The 19,721-nt window shown below is 71.0% G+C and carries 18 protein-coding genes; 6 read left to right on the top strand and 12 right to left on the bottom strand.

The window, feature by feature from the left end; all coding sequences use genetic code 11:
- Positions 1 to 146: 146 nt before the first annotated feature.
- Together J2Y69_RS16260 and J2Y69_RS16255 are read right to left on the bottom strand one after the other, a co-directional pair.
- Positions 147 to 2,417, bottom strand: coding sequence for a polyribonucleotide nucleotidyltransferase (locus J2Y69_RS16260; RefSeq protein WP_310022689.1), 2,271 nt, complete (start codon positions 2,415 to 2,417; stop codon positions 147 to 149).
- 303 nt (positions 2,418 to 2,720) lie between these two features.
- Complete coding sequence (locus tag J2Y69_RS16255) at positions 2,721 to 4,667, bottom strand: GDSL-type esterase/lipase family protein (RefSeq protein WP_310022686.1); 1,947 nt, start codon at positions 4,665 to 4,667, stop codon at positions 2,721 to 2,723.
- 139 nt (positions 4,668 to 4,806) lie between these two features.
- Here J2Y69_RS16255 and J2Y69_RS16250 point away from each other — a divergent pair, with 139 nt between their 5' ends.
- Both J2Y69_RS16250 and J2Y69_RS16245 read left to right on the top strand, forming a co-directional pair.
- Positions 4,807 to 5,439: a DedA family protein gene (locus J2Y69_RS16250; RefSeq protein ID WP_310022684.1), complete on the top strand. Its 633-nt coding sequence runs from the start codon at positions 4,807 to 4,809 to the stop codon at positions 5,437 to 5,439.
- Between the two features lie 32 nt (positions 5,440 to 5,471).
- Positions 5,472 to 5,648 carry a DUF5302 domain-containing protein gene (locus J2Y69_RS16245; RefSeq protein WP_310022682.1) on the top strand — a complete coding sequence of 59 codons (177 nt, stop codon included), beginning with the start codon at positions 5,472 to 5,474 and terminating at the stop codon, positions 5,646 to 5,648.
- 81 nt (positions 5,649 to 5,729) lie between these two features.
- Here J2Y69_RS16245 and J2Y69_RS16240 read toward each other — a convergent pair whose 3' ends face one another.
- Positions 5,730 to 6,482 (bottom strand): SDR family oxidoreductase, encoded by a 753-nt coding sequence (locus J2Y69_RS16240; protein ID WP_310022680.1) that lies wholly within the window; start codon positions 6,480 to 6,482, stop codon positions 5,730 to 5,732.
- A 97-nt stretch (positions 6,483 to 6,579) separates the two neighbouring features.
- On the opposite strand from J2Y69_RS16240, the gene J2Y69_RS16235 reads away from it, so the two are divergent.
- The gene (locus J2Y69_RS16235; protein WP_310022678.1) at positions 6,580 to 7,845 is read left to right on the top strand and encodes an aggregation-promoting factor C-terminal-like domain-containing protein; all 1,266 of its coding nucleotides are present in this window, start codon (positions 6,580 to 6,582) and stop codon (positions 7,843 to 7,845) included.
- Between the two features lie 11 nt (positions 7,846 to 7,856).
- On the opposite strand, the gene J2Y69_RS16230 is transcribed toward J2Y69_RS16235, so the two are convergent.
- The gene (locus J2Y69_RS16230) at positions 7,857 to 9,047 is read right to left on the bottom strand and encodes an MFS transporter (RefSeq protein WP_310022676.1); all 1,191 of its coding nucleotides are present in this window, start codon (positions 9,045 to 9,047) and stop codon (positions 7,857 to 7,859) included.
- A gap of 73 nt (positions 9,048 to 9,120) precedes the next feature.
- Here J2Y69_RS16230 and J2Y69_RS16225 point away from each other — a divergent pair, with 73 nt between their 5' ends.
- On the top strand, positions 9,121 to 9,999 hold the full coding sequence (locus tag J2Y69_RS16225) for a LysR family transcriptional regulator (RefSeq protein ID WP_310022674.1): 879 nt from the start codon (positions 9,121 to 9,123) through the stop codon (positions 9,997 to 9,999).
- Positions 10,000 to 10,022: 23 nt separating this feature from the next.
- On the opposite strand, the gene J2Y69_RS16220 is transcribed toward J2Y69_RS16225, so the two are convergent.
- The 5 genes from J2Y69_RS16220 to efeU form a co-directional block, all read right to left on the bottom strand.
- Entirely contained in the window at positions 10,023 to 10,685 is a 663-nt protein-coding gene (locus tag J2Y69_RS16220) for an FMN reductase (RefSeq protein WP_310022672.1), read from the bottom strand.
- Between the two features lies 1 nt (position 10,686).
- Complete coding sequence (locus J2Y69_RS16215) at positions 10,687 to 11,892, bottom strand: LLM class flavin-dependent oxidoreductase (protein ID WP_310022769.1); 1,206 nt, start codon at positions 11,890 to 11,892, stop codon at positions 10,687 to 10,689.
- 179 nt (positions 11,893 to 12,071) lie between these two features.
- Positions 12,072 to 13,472: an iron uptake transporter deferrochelatase/peroxidase subunit gene (efeB, locus tag J2Y69_RS16210; RefSeq protein ID WP_310022670.1), complete on the bottom strand. Its 1,401-nt coding sequence runs from the start codon at positions 13,470 to 13,472 to the stop codon at positions 12,072 to 12,074.
- 1 nt (position 13,473) lies between these two features.
- Entirely contained in the window at positions 13,474 to 14,706 is a 1,233-nt protein-coding gene (gene efeO, locus J2Y69_RS16205) for an iron uptake system protein EfeO (protein ID WP_310022668.1), read from the bottom strand.
- The gene (efeU, locus tag J2Y69_RS16200) at positions 14,703 to 15,638 is read right to left on the bottom strand and encodes an iron uptake transporter permease EfeU (protein WP_310022666.1); all 936 of its coding nucleotides are present in this window, start codon (positions 15,636 to 15,638) and stop codon (positions 14,703 to 14,705) included. Before efeU ends, efeO begins: the two co-directional genes overlap by 4 nt.
- A gap of 148 nt (positions 15,639 to 15,786) precedes the next feature.
- Here efeU and J2Y69_RS16195 point away from each other — a divergent pair, with 148 nt between their 5' ends.
- A complete protein-coding gene (locus J2Y69_RS16195) occupies positions 15,787 to 16,791 on the top strand; it encodes an isopenicillin N synthase family dioxygenase (protein ID WP_310022664.1) in 1,005 nt (334 codons plus the stop codon).
- Between the two features lie 129 nt (positions 16,792 to 16,920).
- Here the strand turns inward: J2Y69_RS16195 and rpsO are convergent, their stop codons facing one another.
- Both rpsO and J2Y69_RS16185 read right to left on the bottom strand, forming a co-directional pair.
- A complete protein-coding gene (gene rpsO / locus J2Y69_RS16190) occupies positions 16,921 to 17,190 on the bottom strand; it encodes a 30S ribosomal protein S15 (protein ID WP_116241715.1) in 270 nt (89 codons plus the stop codon).
- A 122-nt stretch (positions 17,191 to 17,312) separates the two neighbouring features.
- Positions 17,313 to 17,753 carry a hypothetical protein gene (locus J2Y69_RS16185; protein ID WP_310022661.1) on the bottom strand — a complete coding sequence of 147 codons (441 nt, stop codon included), beginning with the start codon at positions 17,751 to 17,753 and terminating at the stop codon, positions 17,313 to 17,315.
- 77 nt (positions 17,754 to 17,830) lie between these two features.
- Between J2Y69_RS16185 and J2Y69_RS16180 the strand changes: the two genes are divergently transcribed.
- A complete protein-coding gene (locus J2Y69_RS16180; RefSeq protein WP_310022658.1) occupies positions 17,831 to 19,111 on the top strand; it encodes an MFS transporter in 1,281 nt (426 codons plus the stop codon).
- A 37-nt stretch (positions 19,112 to 19,148) separates the two neighbouring features.
- Here the strand turns inward: J2Y69_RS16180 and J2Y69_RS16175 are convergent, their stop codons facing one another.
- Positions 19,149 to 19,700: a YceI family protein gene (locus J2Y69_RS16175; RefSeq protein WP_310022656.1), complete on the bottom strand. Its 552-nt coding sequence runs from the start codon at positions 19,698 to 19,700 to the stop codon at positions 19,149 to 19,151.
- Between the last annotated feature and the right edge of the window lie 21 nt (positions 19,701 to 19,721).

Raw genomic sequence — 19,721 nt, 5'->3', positions numbered from 1 at the left:
GCGAGGCCACGGACGCTTCCGTTCATTGAGGCGACCGGCAGGCGAACTTCCGATAACGAATCCGTCACGATGACCGAAAAGGGCCGTGTTTGTCCCCCAAAAGGAGGACAAACACGGCCCTTTTCAGATGCGTTGCGCGGTGAGGATCAGGCCTCGACCGTCTCGGCCTCGGGCGCCTCGGCCGGAGCCTCGTCGATCACGGGCTCGAGCGAGAGCTTCCCGCGGTCATCGATCTTCGTGATGCGCACGAGGATCTTCTGACCGACCCCGAGCACGTCCTCGACGTTCTCGACGCGCTTGCCACCGGCGAGCTTGCGCACCTCGGTGACGTGCAGCAGGCCGTCCTTGCCGGGGAGCAGCGAGACGAAGGCGCCGAAGCTGGCGATCTTCACCACGGTGCCCAGGAACTGCTCGCCGATCTCCGGGTTGGTCGGGTTGGCGATCGCGTTCACCTGAGCGCGGGCAGCCTCCGCCGAGGGGCCGTCGGTTGCGCCGATGTAGACGGTGCCGTCGTCCTCGATGGAGATCTGCGCGCCGGTCTCGTCCTGGATCGCGTTGATCGTCTTGCCCTTGGGGCCGATGAGCTCACCGATCTTGTCGACCGGGATCTGCACGCTGATCACGCGCGGAGCCGTCGGCGCCATCTCGTCCGGCGAGTCGATCGCGGCGTTGAGGACGCCGAGGATCGTCAGGCGAGCGTCCTTGGCCTGGGTCAGGGCCCCGGCCAGCACCTCCGAGGGGATGCCGTCGAGCTTGGTGTCGAGCTGGATCGCCGTGACGAACTCGCTCGTGCCCGCGACCTTGAAGTCCATGTCGCCGAGGGCGTCCTCGGCGCCGAGGATGTCGGTCAGCGCCGCGTAGCGCGTCTGCCCGTCGACCTCGTCCGTGACCAGGCCCATCGCGATGCCCGCGACCGGGGCGCGCAGCGGCACACCGGCGTTCAGGAGCGACAGGGTCGAGGCGCACACCGAGCCCATCGACGTCGAGCCGTTGGAGCCGAGGGCCTCGGACACCTGACGGATCGCGTAGGGGAACTCCTCGCGGCTGGGCAGCACCGGCACGAGCGCGCGCTCGGCGAGGAAGCCGTGCCCGATCTCGCGACGCTTCGGGGAGCCCACACGGCCGGTCTCACCGGTCGAGTAGGGCGGGAAGTTGTAGTGGTGCATGTAGCGCTTGCTCGTCGTGGGCGAGAGCGAGTCGATCTGCTGCTCCATCTTGAGCATGTTCAGCGTCGTGACGCCCAGGATCTGGGTCTCGCCACGCTGGAAGATCGCGGAGCCGTGGACGCGCGGGATGACCTGCACCTCGGCGTCCAGCGGACGGATGTCCGCAAGACCACGGCCGTCGATGCGCGCGCCCTCGGAGAGGATGCGGCCGCGGACGATCCGCTTGGTGACCGACTTGTAGGCGTTGCCGAACTCGGCGAGCGCGCTCTGCGGCAGGGTGCCCGCCTCGACGGCGGCCGTCAGCTCCGCCTTGACGCGGTCCTTGATCGCGTCGTCGGCGCTCTGGCGCTCCTGCTTGTCGGCGATCTGGTAGACATCGCTGAGCTCGGCGAACGCGCGCTCCGACACGAACGAGGCGACCTCGTCGCTGTAGGGCGGGAACACCGGGTAGACGCCGGGCTCGCGCGAGGCCGATGCGGCGATCTTCGCCTGCGCCTCGACGAGCTGCTTGAGGAAGGGCTTCGCGGCCTCGAGGCCCTCGGCGACAACGGCCTCGTTCGGCTTCGTGGCGCCGGCCTTGATGAGGTTCCAGCTGCCCTCCGTGGCCTCGGCCTCGACCATCATGATCGCGACGTCCTCGGTGCCGTCGGCCTTGGTCACCACGCGACCCGCGACAACGAGGTCGAACACGGCATCCTCGAGCTGCGCGACGGTCGGGAAGGCGACCCACTGGTCGGCGTGGTCACCGTGACCGGGGACGAACGCCAGGCGGACGCCGGCGATAGGACCGGAGAACGGCAGGCCGGAGATCTGGGTCGACGCCGATGCGGCGTTGATGGCGAGGGCATCGTAGAACTCGCCCGGCGCGATCGACATCACGGTGATGACGATCTGCACCTCGTTGCGCAGTCCGTCGACGAACGACGGGCGCAGCGGGCGGTCGATCAGACGGCAGACCAGGATCGCCTCGGTCGAGGGGCGGCCCTCACGACGGAAGAACGAGCCGGGGATCTTGCCGGCGGCGTAGGAGCGCTCCTCCACGTCGACGGTCAGCGGGAAGAAGTCGAAGCCCTCGCGCGGGTGCTTGCCCGCGCTCGTGGCCGAGAGGAGCATCGTCTCCTCGTCGAGGTATGCCGCGACCGCGCCCTGCGCCTGCTGGGCGAGGCGACCGGTCTCGAAGCGGATCGTACGGGTGCCGAATCGACCGTTGTCGAGCACGGCCTCCGCGGCGGTGATTTCAGGACCTTCCAAGAGGTCTCTCCTTCTTTGTTTAGACTCGCGTTCCCGTGTGGAGCGCGAGCATCGTGAAGGAGCGGAGACGGGCAGATATGGGCGCACGGGAGACCCGTGGTTTCCGCCTGCGCTGGCCACCAGTGGAAAGCCACCCGACGCGTCGACGCCGCCGGGGAACCCACCACAGGGGACCAGCTTCCTGCCGACCCGCTCCGTGAAGCATGTGTTGAATTGCGGATTCCGCACAGGAATCCGCAATTAGCCTAGCAGGCGGACCCGCGGATCCCACGGAGCCCTCGGGATCGCCGACCGCGTCCGTCGTCACGCCGAGACGCCCTCGCGGTCGCCCGAGGTCCGGCCCAGCCGCACGTAGTCGTCGTGCTTCGCCGTGCGCCCGTCGCCCGCCGCGCGCCCGTGCAGACGGCGCCACACCCAGGGAAGCGCGTGCCGCCGCCACCACATCCGCCTGGTCAGCCGCTCGTGCTCGTGCAGCGACTCGTCGAGGACCCCGAGGGCGTCCGCGTGGGGGACGCCCAGGACGTCGCCGACGCGATATGCCAGGAACCGATGGCCACGGCTGGAGAGGTGCACCATGTCCTCGCCCCAGTTCGGCCGCTCGCCAAGGGCGGGGAAGAGGTCGGCGTCGACGAGGATCGCCCCGGTGCGCTCCGCGATGCCGACGAGGGCGCTCGCGAACGCGGCGAACCGGCCCGAGTAGATCGACGACTCCGGCCGCCGCGGCAGGAACGGGGTCACCAGCACCACATCGGCGCCGTCTCCTCGCAGGGTCGCGACGGCCCCCTCGAGCTGCGCGGCGAGCGCACGGACGTCGACGCGACGCTTCACCAGGTCGTTCGCGCCGACGAGGATCGAGACGAGATCCGGTCGCAGCTCCCGTGCCCGCTCCAGCTGAGGGCCGCAGACGTCGGCGACCCGCTTGGAGCGGATGGCGAGATTGGCGTAGCGGAGCCCGCCTCGCGCGGCGAGGAGGAGCGCGAGCCGATCCGCCCAGCCGCGCAGCGTCCCGTCCGGCGCCGGATCGCACAGCCCCTCGGTGAGCGAGTCGCCCAGGGCGACGTAGCGCCGCCAGGCCGGTGAGGGCGCAGCACGCCGCACCGCCGTCTCCGGTCGCCGCGCGCGATGGACGCGCCGCACGGCGTCGACGCCGTGCAGGTCCTGCGCCTCGGCGTACCGGTCGAAGAGCTGTGCGCAGACGGCCGCCCAGGAACGTCCCTGCACTGCCTCGCTCCCCGCCTCACCGAAGGCCCGCCTCTTGCGCACGTCGCCGGAGAGATCGGCCACCCGCGCCCGCAGGTCCGCCAGGTCCCCCGGGCGGTAGAGCCAGCCGTCGATCCCCTGCCGGACCAGGTCGAGGGGGCCGCCGCGCCCGGTCGCGACGATCGGGACGCCGCTCGCGTGCGCCTCCTGGAGCGTCTGGCCGAACGTCTCGCTCTCCCCCGGGTGCACGAACAGGTCGAAGGACGCCATCGCCGTGGCGAGCTCCGCGCCGCCGAGATGCCCGAGGAACACCGCTCCCGGCAGCAGCGCCTCCAGGCGGGGCCGCGCCGGCCCGTCCCCCACGATCACCAGACGGACGCCCGGCAGGTCGGCGAGCGCCCTGAGGTCCTCCACCTGCTTCTCCGGCGCCAGCCGCCCCACGTATCCGATCACGGTCTGAGCGCCGCCCCGGTGCTCCCAGCCGTCCTCGCGGCGGCCGGGGTGGAACCGCTCCGCGTCAACGCCCCTCCCCCAGCGCCGCACCCGGTCGACGCCAAGGCGGGCCAGCTGCGCCTCGGACTCGCCGGAGGGCGCGAGGGTCAGCGTGGCACGGCGATGCAGCCGGGAGATGTGCCCCTCCGCGAACGCGGTCGTGAGGGCGACCCCGTATCGCGAGGCGTAGGCGGCGACGTCGGTCTGGTAGGCGGCCACCGCGGGGATCCCCATCCGCTCCGCTGTCACGACGCCCCGCCAGCCGAGGGCGAACGGCGAGGCGAGATGGACGACGTCGGGCTCGAAGCGCCGCAGCGACTCCGCGATCCGCCGCGACGTCGGCGCCCCGACGCGGACCGTGGGATACCCGGGCAGCCCGACACTGGGGATCGCCTCCACCCTGGCGCCGCGGATGCGCACGGGCATGTCGCGGGCCGCGGGGGCGATCACCCTGGCATCGTGCCCGGCGAGCTCGAGATGGCGGAGGATCTGCAGCACGGATCCGGTCACGCCGTTCATGTGCGGGAGGAAGGACTCGGTCACGATCGCGACTCTCACGCCTTCAGGATGACGGGCCGTCGGCCGCGGGAAGGCGCAGGACGGGCCCCGTCGTGCAGAGTTCACCCGATGCATGCACGCCGGTCACCCGCTATCCGCTCGTTGGTTTCCGTTCACCCGCGGAGGGGAGAGTGGCCGGGTGCTTCCGGACGGTCTCGACGCGATCCTCACCGGCCCCTGGGGCCTGGCGCTCATGTGCCTCCTCGTCGTGGGGGACGCGTTCTTCGTCGTGATCCCCGGCGAGGTCGCGGTCACCGCGCTCGGCGCCCTCGCGGTCTCCCACGGCAGCCCCGCACTGTGGGCGGTGATCCTCGGAGCCGCGGTCGCCGCGTTCACCGGCGACGTCGCCTGCTATCTGATCGGCCGGTTCGTCGGCACCGAGCGCTGGCGCTGGATGCGCGCGCCGCGGGTCAGCGCCGCGCTGGGCTGGGCTCGCGGACGCCTGGACAGCGGAACGGCGACCGTGCTCTTCACCGCCCGCTTCGTCCCGTTCGCCCGGCTCGCGATCAATCTCGTCGCCGGCGCGTCCCGGATCCACCCGCCGCGCTACCTGGGGCTCGTCGCCCTGGCCGCCACCGGATGGGCGGCCTATCAGGCGGCGATCGGCGCCGTCGTCGCGACGGTGATCCCCGGCGGCCCGATCGTGGCGATCATCGTGTCGGTCATCGTCGCGGTCGGCATCGGCCTGCTCATCGACGTGGTCGTCGGCAGGAGCCGTCGAGCGACCGCCGTCCGCCCCGGCACCGAGGCCCAGGACGGAAGGGGACCGTGACGTCGGTTCCCGTGCGCATTAGGCTGGCGCGCATGAGTACCGAAGACAGCCCCACTCCGTCCGAGGAGTTGAAGCGCAAGTTCAAGGAGGCGCTCGAGAAGAAGAACGCGAAGAGCCGCGGTGGCGAGGCGCATCTGGACGGCGACTCCGCCGTCCACGCGACGCCGGCACCGCCGACGAAGCGCGAGTTCCGCCGCAAGAGCGGCTGAACGGCCAGGGCCGCACCATCCGGTGCGGCCCTTCTCGTCTTTCACACCATGATCTGTGCGGTGTACGGCCCGACGGCCCGGTCAGGACGCGCGGGGCTGCCGGGCGAGCCAGTCCTGGAAGGTGACGTGGCCGAGGTCGGCGTCAGGCCCCGGCAGGAGGCTGCCGTCCCGCATCGCCCTGCCCAGTCCGCCCGGAAGCGGGATCCGCGGTGTCCACGCCCGCCGGCCGGTGTGCTCCGCCCAGGCACGGACCATCGCGCCGAGCTCCTCCTCCCGAGGACCGGCGAGGTCCGGCGCCCTCTCCGCCGGCCCCTGCTCGGCCAGATCGACCAGGCGAGCGGCGACCTCCGTGAGCGCGACCGGCTGCGTGCGCATCCGTATGACCGGATGGACGCGGCCGAAGGCATTGCTCCGGTACATCTGCGCGGCGAAGTCGTGGAACTGCGTCGCGCGCTGGATCGTCCACGGCACGGTGCCCGCGGCGACGGCCCGCTCCTGCGCCAGCTTCGCGCCGTAATAGCCGTGCGGCGCACGGTCCACCCCGACGATCGAGAGCGCGAGATGGTGCCCGACCCCGGCGGCGGCCTCGGCGGCGAGCAGGTTCGCCGTGGTCGTCAGGAAGAGCTCCCGGGCGGTCGCCTCGTTCACCGTGGCGATGTTGAGGACGTCGACGACGACATCGACCCCGTCCAGCGCCCCCTCCAGCCCGGTGCCGCTGACCGCGTCCACCCCCGCGCTCCGTGCGATGACGCGGATCTCGTGCCCGCGCGCCGTCGCTTCATCCACGACCGCCGAGCCCATGAGCCCGGTCCCTCCGGCCACTGCGATCCTCATGCCGCTCCGCTCTCCGATAGGCGTGGGATCACCCTATCCGGGGTCGCCGACGCCTGCCGGGCTGGAGATTCGCGCTCGGGCGGGATAGCGTCATGCGGTGAGGACTCGGGCACGGATCGAACGAAAGCGCATGGCCGGCGGCGCCGCGGCGCTCGCCGTCGCAGCCGTCCTGACGCTCCTCTCCCCCGCCGCGGCATCCGCGGACGACTACCCGAGCTGGGACGACGTCCTCGCCGCGCAGGGGAACGAGCAGGCAACTCAGACGCAGGTCGCGCGCATCGAGACCGCGCTCGCGACCGCGCAGGCGCAGTCGGCCGCAGCGTCCCGCCTCGCGCTGGACACCGCGGGGGCGGCCACCACCGTGCGGGCACAGGCGGACGCCGCCGCTGCACGGGCATCGACGCTGGCCGCGCAGGCCGATCAGGCGCAGACCGCCTTCGAGGACGCGCGGAAGAACACCGCGGAGATCGTCTCAGGACGCCTCCGCCTGGAGGCCGCATCGCCCCTCGCGATCCGCCTGCTCACGACGACCGATCCGGACGGGCTCCTCGCGCGACTCGGCACGCTCGATCGCCTCGACACGACCTGGGCCACGATCGCGCGGGCAGCGCAGTCGAGCGCCGCCGTCGCCTCCTCCCTCAGAACCCAGGCGCAGGATGCGGAACGCGCCCGCACCGCGCTCGCGGCCGAGGCTGAGCAGAAGGCGTCCGCCGCCCGTGACGCCGCAGCGAAGGAGGCACAGGCGGTCTCCGGCCTGCAGGGCCACATCGACACCCTGTACGCGCAGCTCGCGGCCCTCAAGAACACCACCGCCGACGTGGAGCGCCGCTTCCAGATCGGCCAGCAGATCGCGGAGCAGGAACGGCAGCGCCAGGAAGAGGAGCGGCGGCGCCAGGAGCAGGCGCCTCCCCCGGCGCAGCCGGGCGGTGGTTCCGGGGACTCGGGCGGTGGCGACTCCGGAGGCGGCGATTCCGGTGGCGGCGACTCGGGCGGCGGGAACCCCGGAGGGGGGAACGGTGGCGGATCCACCCCCGACCCGGGCTGGGGAGTGATCGTCGACCCGGGCGACGCCCAGGCCTACGCCAGGGACAGGCTGGGCGCGTACGGCTGGTCCTCGGACCAGTTCGAATGCCTGCGGCTGCTGTGGAACCGCGAGTCGGGGTGGCGTGCGAACGCCCTCAACCCCGACAGCGGCGCCTACGGCATCCCCCAGGCGCTGCCCGCAGAGAAGATGGCCGCGGCCGGTCCCGACTGGCGCACCAACGGCCGCACCCAGGTCGACTGGGGACTCGGCTACATCGCGGATCGCTACGCATCGCCGTGCGGCGCCTGGCAGCACTCGGAGAACACCGGCTGGTACTGACCGGCATCGCTTCATCCCGCCTCTCGCCGATCCGGCGACCATGAGCGCGCCAGCATCCCGATCGGTGCCGCGACAGCCAGCAGCAGCGCGCCCGTGACGACGAACGTCATCGACACCCCCCACGACTGCAGCAACGCACCGCCGACGAACATCCCCATCGCCGTGGCGCTCTCCACCACGAGCAGCTGGCCGGCGAGCAGGGACCGACGCTGCCCGCCCGCGGTGCGCTCGCCGATGAGGCGGGTGATGGTCGCGAACCCGGTCGCCGCGCCGACGCCCCCGAGCAGACCGCCCGTGGCATACCCCAGAGGCTCCGGCCAGACGCCCATGAGCACCCAGGCGAGCCCGTTCACGCTCCAGCCCAGCGCCGCCGTGCCCAACGACGGCACGAATCGCCGCCGACGCCCGACCGCCAAGGTGGCGAGAACGGCGCCGAGGCCGTAGGCGCCGATGCCGATCGCGTAGGTGATCCCCGGGGTTCCGCGTCGGGCACCGTCCAGCGCCAGCCCGAGCGAGAAGGCGAACCACGTGGCGCCCGCGGCGCCGCGGATCACCCATCCGAGCGCGATATCGCGCTGGCCGCGGAGGGCGCGAACGATGCCAGGCGCACCCTCGGCGGTGTCACGCGGGAGGTGGGGCGTCGCGACGGCCGCCGTCATCACGGCGGCGACGAGCATGGCGACGACTTCGGCGAACATGAGCGCGAGGCCCTGACCGGCGGCGACCGCGACAGCGCCGAGCGCCGGACCCAGCACGCTCGTCGCCCTCGACGCCGCCTCCTGCCATGCGAGGACGCCGATCGGTGTGCCGACGCGCTGTTGCTGCACGTCGGCGAGGAGGGCCTGACGGGCCGGCAGGGTCAGGGTGCGACCGCTCCCGATGACGACGCCGGCAACGACCAGCAGCCACAACGGCAGGAGCCCGACCATCGCGCCGAGCGGGACGAGGAGGGCTCCGACCGCCTCGACGGCGGAGCAGAGAGCGAGCGTGCGCGGCCGCGCCGCCCATTGCCGGAGACGCCTCGCCCACAGCGGCGAGACGAGCAACGGCACCGCGATCGCCCCGCTGACCACGCCCGTGAACGTGACGGAGCCGGTGACGGTCAGCACGATGAGCGGCAGGGCGACGAATGCCGCGCGTGCGCTGAGGTCGACGAGGAAGCTCGCGATCAGCAGGGTGAGGACTCCTCGACGGGATGGCATGTCCCCATGCTCACGGCTCGACGAGGAACGCAGTAGACAGCAGGTGCCGCACCCTCATGCATAGTATTTGCCTATGTGTATCTCGTTCGACCTCGATGATCTGACGCTCGTCCGGCATGTCGCTGAGATGGGATCGATCGGCGCGGCCGCCCGTCGGCTGAACATCGCCCAGCCGTCCGCATCCGCACGGCTCACCCGGCTCGAGCAGCGCCTCGGCGTCGAGCTGTTCACGCGAGGGGCACGAGGGGCGACACCGACCCCCAGCGGGCACATGTTCGCGCAGCGCGCGGCGCACATCCTCGGCCACCTCGATGCGCTGGCGACCGATGTGGCGACGGCGAGCGAAGAGCCGCCGCTGCGCATCGGCTGCTTCCACGGTCTCGCCGACAGCGTGCTGCCGATCCTCGACGCGCACCGGGGAACGCAGCAGATCCTGCAGTCCGTCGATCACGGCGTGACCCTGGTCGAATGGGTGGCGGAGGGCACCATCCATGCCGCCGTCGTCTCGATCCTGGGACAGCTGGGCGAGGTGAAGAGGGTGACGTCGCATCCGATCGGCCGGGACCACATGGTGGTGCTCGTTCCCGTCGGCGTCGAGCCGCCCCGCGGCGGGCGCCTGCCGCTCAAGGACCGCGCTCTCGCGACGGCCACCTACGACCTTCGCGATCACGACCTCGTCGCACGCATCATCGCCCTCGGCGGCAGGCCACGGCTCGGTGCCACCGTCACCGCGACGATCCGCATGGCGCGGCTCTCCGGCGACCTCGCGGTGATCCCCGCGAGCTCCGCCGCGACAGATCTGCTGCCCGGGGAGCGCATCGTGCGACTCCCCTTCAACTGGAGCATCGATCTCACGATGGTCACACGTCCCCAAGCCCCCGCCGAGGTGCTGCGGCTCGCGGAGGTCCTGGGCGAGAAGCTCGGCCTACGCGCTCCCGCGGAAGGCCGCTGACCGGCGCTCCGGCCAGCGGGCCCTCACTCCCCCGCGAGGCCTCCGAGGAGGTGGCCGAACGAGCGCCCCTTGCCGAGGTACGTGTCCGGGTCGAACGGGTCGGCGTCGGTCGCCGCCTCTCGGCGGGCGATCGCGTCGGCGAGCTCCCTCGCGCCCCGCTCGACGCGCGCGCTCAGCGGAGCGACGTCGTCGGCGTTCGTCCCCCAGTCGCTCGACGCCGCGAAGACGCCGGTGGGCACCGGATCCGCGTGCAGGTAGGTGAACAGGGGGCGGATGGCGTAGTCGACCGCGAGCGAATGGCGAGCGGTGCCCGCATTCGCGCCGATGAGCACCGGCGTGCCGGCGAGCGCATCCGGATCGAGCACGTCGATGAACGACTTGAACAGCCCGGAGTAGCTCGTGGAGAAGATCGGCGTCACCGCGATCAACGCGTCCGCCGACACCACGGCGTTGATCGCCGACTCGAGCGCCGCCGGCGCGAAGCCCGTCAGGAGGTTGTTCGTGATGTCGTGCGCGAGATCGCGCAGCTCGATCACATCGGCCGTGACCTCGATCGGCTGGCCGTCCGGCCCCGCGAGGCCGTTCAGCGCCTTGACGGTCTCGGCGAGCAGGCGATCGGCGAGCATCCGCGTCGAGGAGGGGTTGGACAGTCCCGCGGAGATCACCGCGATGCGCCGGGCACCCATCTCAGGCCTCCGTCCGGATCGCGGCGGCGCCGAACGCGGATCCGGCCGGGGCCGGGGCGTCCTGATACGGCGAGCCGGCGGTGAGGTTGTCGCCGCGGTTCACCCCGGGTCGCGCCTCGCGCGTCGGCCCGTCGCCGTAGACCGCCGCGACCCGCGCGGCGTGGGTGGGAGCGTCGGGCACCGAGTCGGGGCGGTTCTTCCCGAGCTCCTTGCGCAACACCGGCACGACCTCGCCGCCCAGGATGTCCAGCTGCTCGAGCACGGTCTTCAGGGGGAGCCCCGCGTGATCGACGAGGAAGAGCTGACGCTGGTAGTCGCCGAAGTGGTCGCGCATCGCGGCGTAGCGGTCGATCACCTGCTGCGGAGACCCGACCGTCAGCGGCGTCATCTCGGTGAAGTCCTCCATCGAGGGCCCGTGGCCGTAGACCGGCGCGTTGTCGAAGTAGGGGCGGAACTCGTTCACCGCGTCCTGGGAGCTCGCACGCATGAACACCTGGCCGCCCAGGCCCACGATCGCCTGCTCGGGGGCTCCGTGCCCGTAGTGCGCGTACCGCTGGCGGTAGAGCTCGATGAGCCGCTGGTAGTGCTCCTTCGGCCAGAAGATGTTGTTCGCGAAGAACCCGTCCCCGTAGTAGGCCGCCTGCTCGGCGATCTCGGGCGTGCGGATCGACCCGTGCCAGACGAACGGCGGGATCCCGTCCAGCGGGCGCGGGGTCGCGGTGAAGCCCTGCAGCGCGGTGCGGAAGGTGCCCTCCCAGTCCACGACGTCCTCGCGCCACAGCTTGTGCAGCAGGGCGTAGCTCTCGATCGCGAGCGGGAGCCCCTGACGGATGTCCTTCCCGAACCACGGGTAGACCGGCCCGGTGTTGCCTCGGCCCATCATGAGATCCATCCGGCCGTCCGAGACGTGCTGGAGCATCGCGTAGTCCTCGGCGATCTTCACCGGGTCGTTGGTGGTGATGAGCGTCGTGGATGTGGAGACGATCAGCCGCTCGGTCTGGGCGGCGATGGCCGCGAGCGTCGTCGTGGGGCTGGAGGACCAGAACGGTGGGTTGTGGTGCTCGCCGATGGCGAAGACGTCCAGGCCCACCTCCTCGGCGTGCTTCGCGATCGTCAGCGTCCCGCGGATCCGCTCGCTCTCGCTGGGGGTGACCCCCGTCGTCGGATCGGCCGTGATGTCGCTGACGGACATGATGCCGAACTGCATGCCGCTGGGGTTGGCTCCGCCTCGCCCGGTGTTCTGGTCCACGATTCTTCTCCACTCCGATGTCTGCATCCAATTCTATTCAAATGAATGCATCATGGACAACGTCGTCGACGCGCGGATATTCCCGGGTCGGCGACGTCGCCGAGAAGCGCGGGTCAGCGAGTCAGGAGAAGAGCGAGTCAGGAGAAGAGCGGGGCGCCGACGTAGGAGCCCTCCTCGGCGCCGGGCGGGATCGCCCAGAGGCCGGAGCCGACGTGGCGGATGTACTCGTTCATCAGATCCGTCGAGAGCCGCCGTTGAAGGGTCACGAACTGCTCCGGCGAGCGCTGGTAGGAGAGGAAGAACAGCCCGGCGTCGAGCCTGCCCAGCTCGTTGTTGCCGTCGACGTAGTTGTAGCCGCGGCGGAGGATGCGGATCCCGTCGTTCACCGTCGGGTGCGCGAGCCGCACGTGGGCCGCCGCGTCGATGGCCTCTCCGCCGAGATCGGGCTCGGTGAACTCGTCTCCGCCCGACAGCGGCGCGCCGCTCCCCTTCTCCCGGCCGATGATCCGGTCCTGCTCGGCGAGCCGGACGCGGTCCCAGGTCTCGATGATCATCGCGATCTTCCGGGCCACGAGGTACGAGCCGCCGCTCATCCAGGACGGCTCGTCGGAGCCGCCCACCCAGACGTGGTCGGTGAGGGCCGATGCGTCGTCGGCGAGGATGTTCGCGGTGCCGTCCTTGAACCCGAAGAGGTTGCGGGGCGTCGCCTGGTCGGCGTCGGTCCGGGATGTGCGCCCGAAGCCGAGCTGGGACCAGCGCAGCCGCGCCCGGCCGAAGGCGATCCTGCTGAGGTTCCGGATCGCGTGCACCGCGACCTGCGGGTCATCCGCACAGGCCTGGATGCAGAGGTCGCCGTCGGAGTGCTCCGGGTCCAGGGTGTCACCCAGGAAGCTCGGAAGCCGCACGAGGCCGGCGGGTCGGCGATCGGCGATGCCGAAGCGGTCGCCCTCGGCGGCGAACAGGGAGGGGCCGAGCCCGAAGGTGATCGTGAGCCCGCTGGCGGCAAGGCCCTGCGCCTCCCCGGTGTCGTCCGGCGGCGCCTCCGGAGAGCCGCCGACCGCGCCGGTCGCGCTCACGTCGAGACCCCGCGTCATGCGCGCGGCCGCATAGCTCCAGTCCTGCAGCAGGGCGACGAGGTCGGCCTGGTCCGCGCGGGGCATCATGTCGAAGGAGGCGAAGTGCAGGTGGTCCTGGACGCGGGTGGTGATGCCGGCCTGATGCGGCCCGGCGAAGGCGAACCCGTCTGCGGGCGCCGCTTGCGCGCCCAGCGCCGAGGCCGTCACCGCACCGCCCGCGGCGCCGAGGGCAAGCCCCGCGACGCCGGAGCCGATCGCGAGTCCGAACAGACCTCGCCTGCTCACCCCGCCCCGCGCGTCCGCGGTCCCCTCAGTGGCCGCCACGGCGTTGACGCCCGTCGTGGGGCCGGCGCCCGCCCCGGTGTCAGTACCCGTCCCGGTGTCGGCACCCGTCCCGGTGTCGACGGCCGACGGGTCGCCGGCGTCCGCCGACGGCCCCGCGGGAGCGTCCTTCGCGGTCATCTCAGCCGAGCACCGTGGAGGTGAGCTTGGACAGCGGCTCGGCCAGGGCGTTCAGCAGGTCGGTGAGCTCGCGCTTGTCGTCCTCCGTCAGCGAGGTGTAGGTGACGTAGCCGCCGCCCGGCGTCGCGTGGGCCGCAAGGGCCTCCTCGAGGTCCGCATAGCCTGCCTCGATCCGCTCCGCGAGCTTCTTGCCCTCGTCGCTCTTGGCCGCGGCGAAGTCCTTGACGAGCGAGAACGCCATCTTCGAGCCCTCGACGTTCGCGACGAAGTCGTACAGGTCGGTGCCGGACCACCAGTCCTCCTCGCCGCTGATCTTGCCGGTGGCGACCTCGTCGAGCAGCGCGATCGCGCCGTTCGAGATGCCGCCGATGCCCTGCGGGTTCAGCGCGTCGGTGAACTCCGTGGAGTGCACGTAGTCGTAGAGCTCCTGGAGGTCGGCCAGCAGCTTGTCGCCGAGCTCCGCGCGCTGGGCAGGGGTGGACGGCGTCCAGTTCTGCCAGGCCGGGGTCACCTGGTCAGCGTTCAGCGCGCCCTGCGCCGGGACCCAGAGATCCTTCTCGATGCGGTGGAACCCGGTCCAGTCCAGCCCCTCGGCCACGGCATCGACCTCGCGGTAGTCCAGCCGGGGGTCCAGGTCTCCGAGCGCTTCCGCGACCGGCTCGATCCGCTCGTAGAACGCGCGAACGGTCGGGAACTGCGTCTTGGCGGCCTCGTCGTCGCCGGCCTCGTAGGCGGCGACGAACGTCTGCGCGGCGGGCATCAGCTGGCCGACCTGGTCCTTCACGAAGGCGGCGTACAGGTCGACGGCCTTCTGCTTCTGCTCGGCGTCGTCGCCCTGCACCGTGACAGTCTCACCGGTGACGCTGAAGGCGGTCTTGCCGACGCCGTCGCCGATCATCCCCGGCTTGCAGACCGTGAAGTACTCGCCGGGCTGCGCCACGACCGTGAGCGTCCTCGATGCACCGGGGGCGACGTTCTCGACCTCGCCGACGATCCGCAGGCCGTCCTCGGCGAGGAGGTAGAACTCGGTGACCTTGCCGCCCTCATTGCGGACGTCGAACGCGAGCGTCCCGCTCGTGGTCTTCGCCGCCGACACGCTGCAGGAGTCGTCGGTGGAGGTCACTTTCAGGCTGGCGCTCGCGCCGGCATCCGCCTTGGCGACGCAGCCGGTGAGGGCGAGTCCGAGCGCGGCGGTCGCTCCGGCGGCGACCAGGAAACGTCGGGCGGGGATCATGCTGCTCCTTGAGGGTCGAGCGAGGTCTGCGGCCGGGCGGCCGGCTGCGGTCGGGGTGCACGGGAACGGCGGAGCCCCCGCAGGAACAGGGCGCCGACGACGAGGATGTAGACCGCCCAGGCGATCACCTGAAGCCAGGTCATCCGCGGCATGAAGCCGACCGTCGCCTGGAGGATCACGGCGAGGGCGCTGTCGGGGGCGAGCACGGCCGTCACGTCGAAGGCCCAGCCGAACGGCAGCGCCGCCCAGCCGACGAGCTCGTGGCCGGTCGCGGGATCGACCGCGGCTCCGGCTCCGAACGGGCCGGGGAGGACAGCCGCCTCCTGGAGGTCCATGATCGCGTAGGCCAGGACGCCCGCGGCGACGATCACCAGGAAGCCTCCGCTCCACGCGAAGAAGCGGGAGAGGTTCAGCCGGACGACGCCGCGGGCCAGGAGCCAGCCGGCGACCACGGCGCAGAGGAGGCCGAGGAGCGCGCCGAGGAACGCCGACGGCGCGTCGCCGAAGGACTGGATCATCGACCACAGCAGCAGCGTCGTCTCGATGCCCTCGCGCGCCACCGAGACGAAGCCGACCACGATGAGGGCCCAGATCGTCCCGGACTCCAGCGCCCGGTCGACGCCTCCCTGCAGGCTGGACTTCATCGTCCGGCCGGCCTTCTGCATCCAGAAGATCATCCAGGTCACCATGCCGACGGCGACGAGCGACAGCGTGCCGCCGATGATCTCCTGCGCCTGGAACGTCAGGGCGTACGCGCCGAACGTGAGGACCGCGCCGATGCCGAGGGCGAGGGCGATCGCGATCCCGACGCCCGCCCACATCCGAGGAAGGACGTCAGCGCGTCCGAGGCGCTTCAGGTAGGCGACGAGGATGCCGACCACCAGCGCGGCTTCGAGGCCTTCGCGAAGGCCGATGAGGAATGTGGCGAGCAACGGCGGACTTTCTGTGGTTGAGGTTAGGCAAACCTCAGAAAGTGTACACCCCACCTCGGCGACGACCGGAACAGGGGCGGAGACGTACGAGCGGTAATGCGCGGCAACATTCGCCCCACTCCCCCGTTCCCCGTCCTAGCCTCGATCCATGTCTGAGCTCACCCTTCCCGTCCTCGACCTGTCCCGGCTCGATGAGAGCCCCGAGTCGGCCGCGCGCTTCCGCGACGACCTCCGCGCCGCGACCCACGACGTCGGGTTCTTCTACCTCACCGGGACCGGGATCAGCGCCGAGCTGGAAGGGCGTCTGCATCGCGCCGCGCTGGACTTCTTCGCGCTCCCCGAGGAGGAGAAGCTCGCGATCGAGAACGTGAGGAGCCCCCACTTCCGCGGCTACACGCGCATCGGCGGCGAGCGCACGCAGGGCGAGGTCGACTGGCGGGAGCAGATCGACATCGGCCCCGAGCGCGATGCCGTTGAAGGAGGGCCCGCCTTCAACCGCCTGATCGGGCCGAACCTGTGGCCGGCCGCACAGCCCGAGCTGCGCGAGGTCGTCGCCGAGTGGCACGACCATCTGAGCGGCATCGCCCGCAAGCTCCTGCGCGCCTGGGCGCTTGCTCTCGGCGCCGACGAGTCCTACTTCGAGGAGAACTTCGGCGAGCCGTCCACCCTCATCAAGATCGTCCGCTACCCGGGAACCCATGAGCCGGAGCCGCAGCAGGGCGTGGGGGCGCACAAGGACTCGGGCGTGCTCACACTGCTCTGGGTCGAGCCGGGCAAGGGAGGGCTCCAGGTCGAACGGGACGGCGAGTGGGTGGACGCCCCGCCCGTTCCCGGCGCATTCGTGGTGAACATCGGCGAGCTGCTGGAGTATGCGACGGGCGGCTACCTCAAGGCGACGAACCACCGGGTCGTCTCCCCCCAGGCACCGGACGAGCGGATCTCGATCCCGTTCTTCTTCAACCCCGCCCTGGACCAGCAGCTGCCGATCATCGACCTCCCGGCCGAGCTCGCGGCGCAGGCCAGGGGCGTCACCGATGATCCCGGCAACCCGATCCACAGCCTGTACGGGGAGAACGCGCTGAAGTCCCGCCTGCGCGCCCACCCGGACGTCGCGGCGATCCATCACGCAGATCTCCTCGCCGCACGACCCTGATCATGCGGGCCTGAGCGCTCGCCCGACCGGCGTCCGGGAACGACGAAGGCCGCCCCACACCTGGGGCGGCCTTCTCAAGAATGTTCTGCGCGATTGTACGCTGGTCGCCCTAAGGCTCCCTGCTGCGCCTCAGCGGCGCAGGCCCAGGCGCTCGATCAGCGAGCGGTAGCGCTCGATGTCGACGTCCTGGAGGTAGCCGAGCAGACGGCGGCGCTGACCGACGAGCAGGAACAGGCCACGACGCGAGTGGTGGTCGTGCTTGTGCTCCTTCAGGTGCTCGGTGAGGTCCTTGATGCGCTGCGTCAGCATTGCAACCTGCACCTCGGGGGAACCGGTGTCACCGGGGTGCGTCGCGTACTCTTCGATGATCGCCTTCTTGACGTCTGCTTCCAGTGCCATAGACCGATCCCCTCTCTACCCGTTGCGCGGCGCCTGACGCAGGATGCGCAGGCTCTCTTTATCCGCGGCCGATCAAACGGCAACCGGACAAGTCTATCAGCGATCAGGGTCGCCGAGCGCCGTCAGCGCGAGAGGTGGAACGGGTAGCGCAGGCTTCCGGCTGTCAGCTCGCCGATGAGGAGGAGGTCATCCTCCGAGTCCACCAGGAGATCGACCTCCATCGTGGTGGAGGAGTTCGGCGGCAGCGAACCGGTGAACGTGAAGGTGAACGTGTTCCTGCTCGCCGCGACCGTCCATCCCGGCGCCTCCCTCGCCGCCATGAGCTGCGAGGCCCCTGGCGCGTTCACCAGGACCGAGACCGGAGCCTCGCTCGGGCTCTCGGTGGTGTTGACCACGACGATCGAGATCGTGCGCACCCCGTTCCCGGGAACGGGGTCGAGGAAGGAGGCGGCAATCTGGCCGGTCGATGCGGCAGCGGCAGGGACAGCGACCGCCGTCACCACCAGGGGGACACTCCACGCGGTCGCCTCGAGCACCCGTCGCCGGGAGATTCCATCAGTCATGCCCGATTGTCCCATGCCGGCGCCGCCGCGCCCAGGCCGTGTACGCATCGATCACGCTCCCTCGATAGCCTCGAAGGATGGGCCATCTCATCGACCTGCGCCCGCTGCGGGCGAGTCCCGCGTTCGCGCGAATGTGGATCGGGTCGGCGCTGAGCGGGATCGGGAGCCAGCTCACGCTCGTCACGGTGATGCTGCACGTGTTCGCGCTCACGCAGAGCACCCTCGCCGTGTCGATGATCGCGGTGGCCGGCCTCGTCCCGATGATCCTGGCCGGCCTCTACGGCGGGATGCTCGCCGACGCCTTCGACCGTCGCCTCGTCGCGCTCGTCGCCGCCGTCTTCGGTTTCGCCTCCACGGCGCTGCTCGCCGTGCTCACCTGGACCGGCAGCGAGACGATCTGGTGGCTCTATGCCCTCAGCATGATCAACTCCGCCGCGGGCTCCGTCGGGATGGCCACCCGGACGGCGATCGTCCCGCGCCTCATCCCCCGGGACCTGCTCGCCGCGGCCTCCGCGCTCAACGGGGTCTCCTTCGGGCTGACGGTGATGGTGGGCCCGGCCCTCGCCGGCGTCCTGGTCGCCCTCACCGGCTACGGGTGGACCTACACGATCGACGTGCTGCTCATGCTGTCCATGTTCCTCGGCCTCTGGACGCTGCCCTCGCTCCGCCCCGAGGGCGAGATCGTGCGCCCTGGCCTGGCGTCGCTGATCGACGGTGCCCGGTTCCTGCGCCGTGCGGGGAACATCCGCATGCAGTACATCCTCGACATCATCGCGATGACCTTTGGTCAGCCCCTCGCGCTCTTCCCCGCGCTCGGCACGGTCCTGCTCGGCGGCGGCGAGATCACGACGGGCCTGCTCACCGCGGCCGTCGCGGTGGGGACGTTCCTCTCGAGCCTGTTCTCCGGGCGGGTCGTGCAGTACCGATGGCACGGGCGGGGTATCGCCCGCGCCGTCCAGGTGTACGGAGCAGCGATCCTCCTGTTCGGCGCGGTGCTGCTCATCGGCGCCTGGCAGAGACCGGCTTCGGCATCGATGCCGAACGTCGCGCTCGTCGTCGCCGCCTGCCTGGCCCTTGCCCTGTCGGGGGCCGCCGACAACATCAGCTCCATCTACCGCAACACGATGATGCAGGCGGCCGTGCCGGACGCCATGCGCGGGCGCCTGCAGGGCGTCTTCGTGATCGTGGTCGCCGGCGGGCCGCGCCTCGGCGCGCTGTACGCCGGCGTCCTCGCATCGATGACCGCGCTCTGGTTCCCGCCGCTCCTCGGCGGCATCCTCGTGATCACCCTGGTCGCGCTGCTCGCACGACTGCATCCGCGGTTCCGCGCCTATGACGCGGAGAGCCCCGAGCCCTGACACGAGGTCGGGGTCCGGGGCTCCGCGGACGGGGCGGTCAGTCCTGCTGCAGCGCGCCCTGGAGGTCCAGGGTGATCGTGACGTCCTTGCCGACCAGCACACCGCCGGTCTCCAGCGCCGCGTTCCAGGTGAGGCCGAAGTCCTCGCGGTTGATGACGGTGCTCGCCGAGGCGCCGGCCTTGTAGTTGCCGTACGGGTCGGTGCCGAAGCCGCCGAAGTCGAAGGCGAAGCTCACCGGACGGGTGACGCCGTGGATCGTGAGGTCGCCGTCGACGAAGAAGTCGCCGTCGTCCACGCGGGCGCCGGTGGAGCGGAACTCCATGGTCGGGTAGTTCTCGACGTCGAAGAAGTCCGCGGAGCGCAGGTGCGCATCGCGGTTGGCGTCCTTGGTGTCGAGCGATGCGACGTCGACGCTGGCCTCGACGGTCGTCTCGAGCGGGTTCTCGGGGGCCGTCATCGTCGCGCTCTTGACGCCGAAGGTGCCGCGGACCTTCGAGATCATCATGTGACGGATGCTGAAGGTCACCTCGCTGTGCGCGGGGTCAAGGACCCAGGTGCCCGAACGATAGCCGGGGATGTCGATCGTCATGTGGTTCTCCTCTGTCGGACG

The sequence above is a fragment of the Microbacterium resistens genome, assembly GCF_031456305.1.
GTDB lineage: Bacteria > Actinomycetota > Actinomycetes > Actinomycetales > Microbacteriaceae > Microbacterium > Microbacterium resistens_A.
This window is presented reverse-complemented; position numbering and strand designations above follow the sequence as displayed.